The organism is Micromonospora sp. CA-259024 (genome assembly GCF_050936255.1).
Lineage (GTDB): Bacteria > Actinomycetota > Actinomycetes > Mycobacteriales > Micromonosporaceae > Micromonospora.
Genome location: NZ_JBNJND010000001.1, coordinates 4,342,648 through 4,348,777, shown reverse-complemented (window position 1 = coordinate 4,348,777; position 6,130 = coordinate 4,342,648). Strand labels below are relative to the sequence as shown.

Below are 6,130 nucleotides of genomic sequence, written 5' to 3'. Positions count from 1 at the left end.
CTGGGATACGTCAGGCATTGGATTCTGACCAACGCCCAGGTCATATCCGTCGTAGACATGGCTAGAGATTTGTTCCAGCCAAAAAATGATACTCAAACGTCCATGCTCCTTCTGCGGAAGCTAACCGCAGAGCAGCGCGCGGAGGCGCAACAGGGACGCTTGGATTATCCGATCTTCATGGCTATTGCCGAGACTGTTGGTCGTGATAAGCGGGGAAACGTGATCTACAAGAGGGATGAAACCGGCGAGGACGTTCTTGTCGAACGCACTGAGATCGTCTCTGAATTTGATCCTGTGAGCGGCGCAAGCGTGCCCCGCGAGAGCGTGGTTACCGAACGGCTAATCGACGACGAACTCGAACTTGTACCCGACGCATTCCACAGTTGGCTGATGGTGAACGGATGATCATCGACAGTATTTCGTCCAGCGATGTCCGCCTAGCAACGCGGCTGGATAGCTCCTACCACCTGTCTCCAGGGGTGAAGGCACTTGCGCGGGTTAGCGGAGTGTCGGTAGCTGGCGGGGATGTTGTGCCCCTCGGCAGCATCGCAAGAATTTGGGCGCCAAAGAGATTCAAGCGAGAGTACGCGGTTGGTTCCGAAGAGGCGGCGCAGTACTTGCGGCCATATGATGTCTTTGATTACCTGCCTGCTCCCGCAGATCTTCTATCGGTGAAGCATAACGAGGATATCGACCAGCTGCGACTCAGCGAAGATATGCTTATCCTGACCTGTTCGGGGCGGAACCTCGGTCCTGCCGTCGCGGTTGAACCAGTGCTCGCGCGGAGTTGATCCTACGTCGTGAAGCGCGATCCGCATAACGATCGATGAAGCGGAGCTTCGCTACTACGATCGCCGCCTCCATCAGCTCTCAGGCCGGCCCAAGCGCCCGTTGCGCCGCGACGCCCGGGTCCGGTCATATTGATCACGTGACTGTGAAGGATGCCAATCTGCCGCCGGTTCAGCCAGTTGAGTCCAATCTGCGCCGCCAGATAACGTCATTAATGACCAAGGCGATTGATCGGCCGAGCTGAGTCGCAAAGATTGGCGTTGAAGGGTTGATTGAAGCAGCTGCGTCACGCGCTGCTTCGTCGTTCGAAGCCGGTGATGGGATGGTCGGTTGATGAAGCTCTCTCGGTGGCCGCCTTGGTCGGCCTCTTCGTATTTCTGCAGCCGATTACTTGCAATCCTCGGCTTCACCGGCGTCCACCATGAAGAAGTGCCGATGCCACCTGGCCGGCCGATCGCCCACGAAGCATGTCGTAAAGTCAGTTCAGCAGGCGTTCTTGGCGGCTTGGTCTTCTTTGAAACGGATGTTCGTTCCCAGTTCGTAGGCTGTTAATTGGTGTTCTTCATTCCGGCGACAGTTCCTGGCAACTGGCGTAGGAACGCCCGAAAAGGTTTGACGTGCTGTCGTGCCAGGCCAGGACATTTCGGCCCTAGCTAGCGACCGTATCATGCGGTTCGTCTAAGGCGTACTTCGGCTGTTCTCCTCGCGGTGGCATCGCTAGTTAAGGAACGGTCCGGTGCTCCGCGGGCGTCGGACGTACGCACCACCACTACGCCTTTGGGGTTGGTACGGTCCCGACCACCACCACTTAGGTGACGGTGCGCCGAAACGGGACGCCCAATTTGCTTGCAAACCGCTTTGCCGGGCGTCGACTGTGGACATCGGCACGGTGGGTGCGGCAATCTTGACCTCTACCAAAACGGTCGTCCACCCGCAACGGTTTGCCTTCTTTCACGGCTGATCGAATGTAATCATAAAAACGGCAACCATGACCGTTACCGGATTACTAACGACCGTTCTTGGCCGTCGATGTTTAATCGTACCAGTCGGCTTGAGCAATTGACGTACGGTTATCTTGCCGACATCGGACCTTTGGTCCTGGGTCGTTCGAACATTGGAACGGGTCGTTCCTCGTAAGACGTAGTCCGGCCGCCTCATCAGGCCTGTTCTGGGGTTTCAGGCTTCGCCACCAGTTGGCAAAGTCGGAACTGTTCTCATGATCGTCGACCTCGTCGACTTAACCAGTGACCTAACGGCGCTGACCACTGTCTTACCGGGACCACCAATTTGGATGTTGCTTCTTTGGCAATCAATACGTGTCAAGTCTTGTATTGAATGTTACTTGCCTTTGGCAAAGTAGGTTTCGGTCTTTCAGCTGGTCGTTCAACGGATCGACGCAGGACTTGTCTTCGGAGGATTCTTCGGCTGTCGGGGTACGGCTCGGAGTAAAGAGCCAGGTACACGATGAGCTACAAAGACCTACAAGCCGACGGGTCGACATCGGGTGCATCGAGGGCCGCCGTTTTACACTAGGACGGCTGCCTGATCTAACTACGTTGGGTCACCGAAGGACGGAGGGATGAGCGCGGATCGCGGCAGATCAGTGCGCCCTTCATGGGCAGCCGACTAACATAAAGCTCAAATTCGATCAGTAGATCGGACCGCTAGCCAGATCCGAGTGGAGCACTGTCCAGCTTTGCCCGTAGTCCCCCACAAGACGCTGCACGACCTGATGGAACCAGCCCGGCGCCTCTGGCGAAATGAACACCGCCTCCACCAGTTCGGCCAATTCGACGGCCTCACGCAGGCCTGTCGGCGGCGTGTCGGGTTCAGCTTCTACCACAGTCTGGTTCTCGTCCACGCGGATGGCCTTCGGAGACCACATCGTCAACAGTCGGTACTCGCGCTCATGCTCGAAGCTGCGCCGCTTGAAGAGAAAAGGATGGAACACGTTCCCCTCGGGAATCCAGTGGGCCGAGTAGTCCACATACTGCACGGTGGCGCCATGGATGCTGTTCGGACCGGTAAGCGACTTGAGTAGCCGTTCCTTGGTGGTCCGGACCGCCACGCCCCGGTTCTCGCGGTCGTAGATGCTCCACATGGAGGCCGACTCGCAGTCTGCCGCATACCAGCAGTTCAGAAACGCATGCGTTCGCGCGTAGGCCGCGACATACGGAAAGTGCTGCTGCATCGCGGCGTAGTGCTCGCTGTAGATTTCGGGTCGCATGGCGACGTTCGTGGGACCGTACGCGCCCTCCCACCGGTCGTACATCTGATCGGCCCGAGCTAAGTGCAACTCGCGACTCTGCAGCAGATCCACGAACCGCGGCAGATCCATGTAGCGCCACAAGAAAGTCTCGTCGGCAAGGGTGTCCAGCAATTCGGGGTGGCTGTCGTGCACCCGAGTATGGTACCGCTCCTGCTGCCCATGCCATCACGCGAATCAGCTCTGCGACACACTCTCGTCGGCGTGTGCGGACGCCGCTCTACTGCCTCCGCGGGGCGCCAACGCTGACGCCTTCGGACGCGGTCGTGATCCTCTGGTTTCAGACCAAGCCGGGCACCCGGTAGCTGAGTCGGCCCTCGGAAGGAAACGCTGGCGCGCGAACCTGGGCGAATCTGGAGCGTAGAGGGCCCCCGGCCCAACCCGGAGCCGGTTTTTCGGCAGGTTCAGATGTCGCTGGCACGGCCGCTCGTTCGGCAACCGTGACGCTCGGATCGCGGCTACGAGAGTGCGTTTAGGACGAAGAGCTCGGGACAGAGACCCAAAATCTGTCCTCCGTCAAGAGGCTCCTCCCACTTTCGGTGGTTTGAGCCTCGGTTAGTCTGCGCGCGTGGCAGACCTGGGACCCGTAACTTGGCAGCCCACCCCGATCAGGACCGAGCGCCTCATGCTCCGTGCGCCCGAGGCCCGGGACCGTGCGGCGGTCATCGAGCTGTTCGCCTCGCCAGAGGTGGGCACCTATATCGGTGGCAGCCGACCGCGTGACGAGCTCGAGCGCGCGGTGCCTGAGGTACCCAGGCTGCGCCCTGGCCTTTTCGTGGTCGAACTCGACGGAGCGATGATCGGCATGATCACGCTCGACCGGCGCGACGCAGAACGTCCGGGTCACGTGCGTCCGGATGCCGGGGAGGCCGAGCTCGGCTACATGTTCCTGCCGCAGACGTGGGGATACGGGTACGCCGCCGAGGCATGCGCAGCGGCACTCGACTGGTTCGCTGGCGCGCTTCCCAGCGAGCCGGTAGTGCTCTGCACCCAGACCGCCAACGACCGCTCGATGCGCCTTGCGGCGAAGCTGGGGTTCACCGAGGTGGAGCGGTTCGAGGAGTACGGCGCCGAGCAGTGGTTCGGCGTGTGGTCCTCGGTCACGCTGCCCGGTTGAGCCCGTTCTCGACGAGCGGCGGATCCAGGACGAGACCGAGCGAATCCTGGCTCACATCACGACGGTGACCCCGACGTCTGTAGGGGCGGGTCCGGGTTCGCCGTCGGCGTCGGCGGGGTGGTGGTCTGGCTGGGCTGCACGGGGCATCGGGACGTCCAGACGGCATCCAGGCCAGCTCGGCGTAACGCTGCGTAGCACACGGAGCGCGGCAGGTCAGGACGCCTGACTCCTGAGGGGGTTCATGACGAGGCAAGCTGGCGGCACGCAACCCGGCTGCGTGGTAGGCCAGCTTGCGTAAAACCAAGCCGCAGCTTCCGTTCTTCGGATCCCAGAGGTGGTCGTTGGCGACCAAGGCCCGAAGCAACGCACGCTGCGGGTCGGTCAAGGGGCCGGCTCTGTCCGTACGGCTCGGCTCAAAGCATCGCGTCGGGCCGTTGCCTTCGTATCCGCGCCTGACTGAACATGCGTCACGACCACCTGACTGTGTGCGAATGCTTCGCGTCTGTACATTGATCCAGCCCGGAGGCGCGAAACACGCTCCACCGGTTGGTGCCGAGCACCGCCCGAGCGCACGGCGCTCTGCGGCCTGACCCTCGGCCAGGATCGATGGCTACCTTGCCGAAACATTCGCGAAGGGCGAGACCCGATGATGACGGCTACCATTCCACATCAGTCGCTGCGATACCTCATCCGGGCCACCGGAACGCCCGAGGTGACTACCAACGACCTACTGGAGGCACTGCTCATCACCGATCGAGCGATGCACCACGCATTCCTGGACGCCGTCAGCATGCTCACTGGCACCGACCTCGCCGGCACCCGGCTCGGCCGCGAGACCTACACCGTCGACGAGCTAACCGGCAAGCAGTCGTACCGCGACTTTACGCTGACCCGCGGCGAGGCGACCCCATGCATCATCGAGACCAAGGTGGACTCCGCGCTCACCTCCGCTGACCAGGCCGCCCGCTACCTACGCCAGCTACCAGACGGTGGGGCGCTCGTCCTAGTGACCCGGGCGCCGCTGACCCGGTCCCTGGCTCTCCAAGCCGGCCAGCAGCTCGGTGTCGCGCTACAAGAGCGCAGCGGTGTCCACCGCGGCGAGGTCGACGGGCGTAAGGTCATCGTCCTGTCCTGGACCCACCTATTGCGCGCGGTCGCCGACCCGGCAGGTAAGCCATTCGACGAGCTCTTGGCGCTGGACGCAGCTCTGGAGGGCATCAGCGACTTCACGCCGTTCACCGCAGCGGTCAACGACATCGCCGTTGCCAGGATGGTCAGCCAGATCGTAGACATCGCCGAAGAGGTCTGCGCGAGCCTCAGCGGGCGGCTCGCCGAAGCCGACGTGCTCGTGGACTCGGTGAGCACTGTCAGGAAAAACGGCCGTGCCCTTTGGGTCACGGTAGCCGTGCTGCAGCACGAGTTCTGGGTCGGCTACGACGCCGACTACTGGTCCGTCGTCCCCGGCGACCCGGACGACGACGATTCCGGAAAACCCACCGCCGATCCGCCCAGCCCGTTCTGGATCGGCCGCTTCAACGGCCACGTCCGCCGTGCCATGGCGGCGATCGTCACCGAGCGCCGAGCGCGGTTGGACCGGCTCGGAGTCACCCGCCCGCTGCGGGTCGCGGTGGGCGCACCGATCGACGCAGTGGTCGAGCTACTACTGGAGCAGGCCGTAGCGCATATCGGCGCGCTCAGCGCCGCACTACACGCCGACCCCGACGCGGTCCAGACGCATCAGCTGCCGACGGCCGGGGAATACACTGAGACCGGACATGAAAACGAGGCCGGGCTGAACGATGCAGATAATCGTGACATTGTTTCGAGGCGACCGCCGACGATGTGAGGCCGTTGCCGTCGACGCCCCCGCCGTCGGCCCCGTGAACCGTAGCGCGCCCGGATCGCGGCATGATAGTTAAATCGATCATGAGGCGGCGGTGGCGTTGTGCCGGGCATCC

At 62.1% G+C, this 6,130-nt stretch carries 5 protein-coding genes; 4 read left to right on the top strand and 1 reads right to left on the bottom strand.

Annotation, left to right across the window (positions count from 1 at the left end):
- Positions 1 to 405, top strand: a 405-nt coding sequence (locus tag ACQEUX_RS19260; protein WP_433049451.1) for a hypothetical protein, incomplete at its 5' end; no start/stop codon positions are given.
- Entirely contained in the window at positions 402 to 791 is a 390-nt protein-coding gene (locus ACQEUX_RS19255) for a hypothetical protein (protein ID WP_433049448.1), read from the top strand. The genes ACQEUX_RS19260 and ACQEUX_RS19255, both read left to right, overlap by 4 nt.
- 1,646 nt (positions 792 to 2,437) lie before the next feature.
- Here the strand turns inward: ACQEUX_RS19255 and ACQEUX_RS19250 are convergent.
- Positions 2,438 to 3,190 (bottom strand): hypothetical protein, encoded by a 753-nt coding sequence (locus ACQEUX_RS19250; protein ID WP_433049445.1) that lies wholly within the window; start codon positions 3,188 to 3,190, stop codon positions 2,438 to 2,440.
- Between the two features lie 433 nt (positions 3,191 to 3,623).
- Between ACQEUX_RS19250 and ACQEUX_RS19245 the strand changes: the two genes are divergently transcribed.
- Together ACQEUX_RS19245 and ACQEUX_RS19240 are read left to right on the top strand one after the other, a co-directional pair.
- Entirely contained in the window at positions 3,624 to 4,172 is a 549-nt protein-coding gene (locus ACQEUX_RS19245; RefSeq protein ID WP_433049442.1) for a GNAT family N-acetyltransferase, read from the top strand.
- A 646-nt stretch (positions 4,173 to 4,818) separates the two neighbouring features.
- Positions 4,819 to 6,018 (top strand): hypothetical protein, encoded by a 1,200-nt coding sequence (locus ACQEUX_RS19240; protein ID WP_433049439.1) that lies wholly within the window; start codon positions 4,819 to 4,821, stop codon positions 6,016 to 6,018.
- The last annotated feature ends 112 nt before the right edge of the window (positions 6,019 to 6,130 follow it).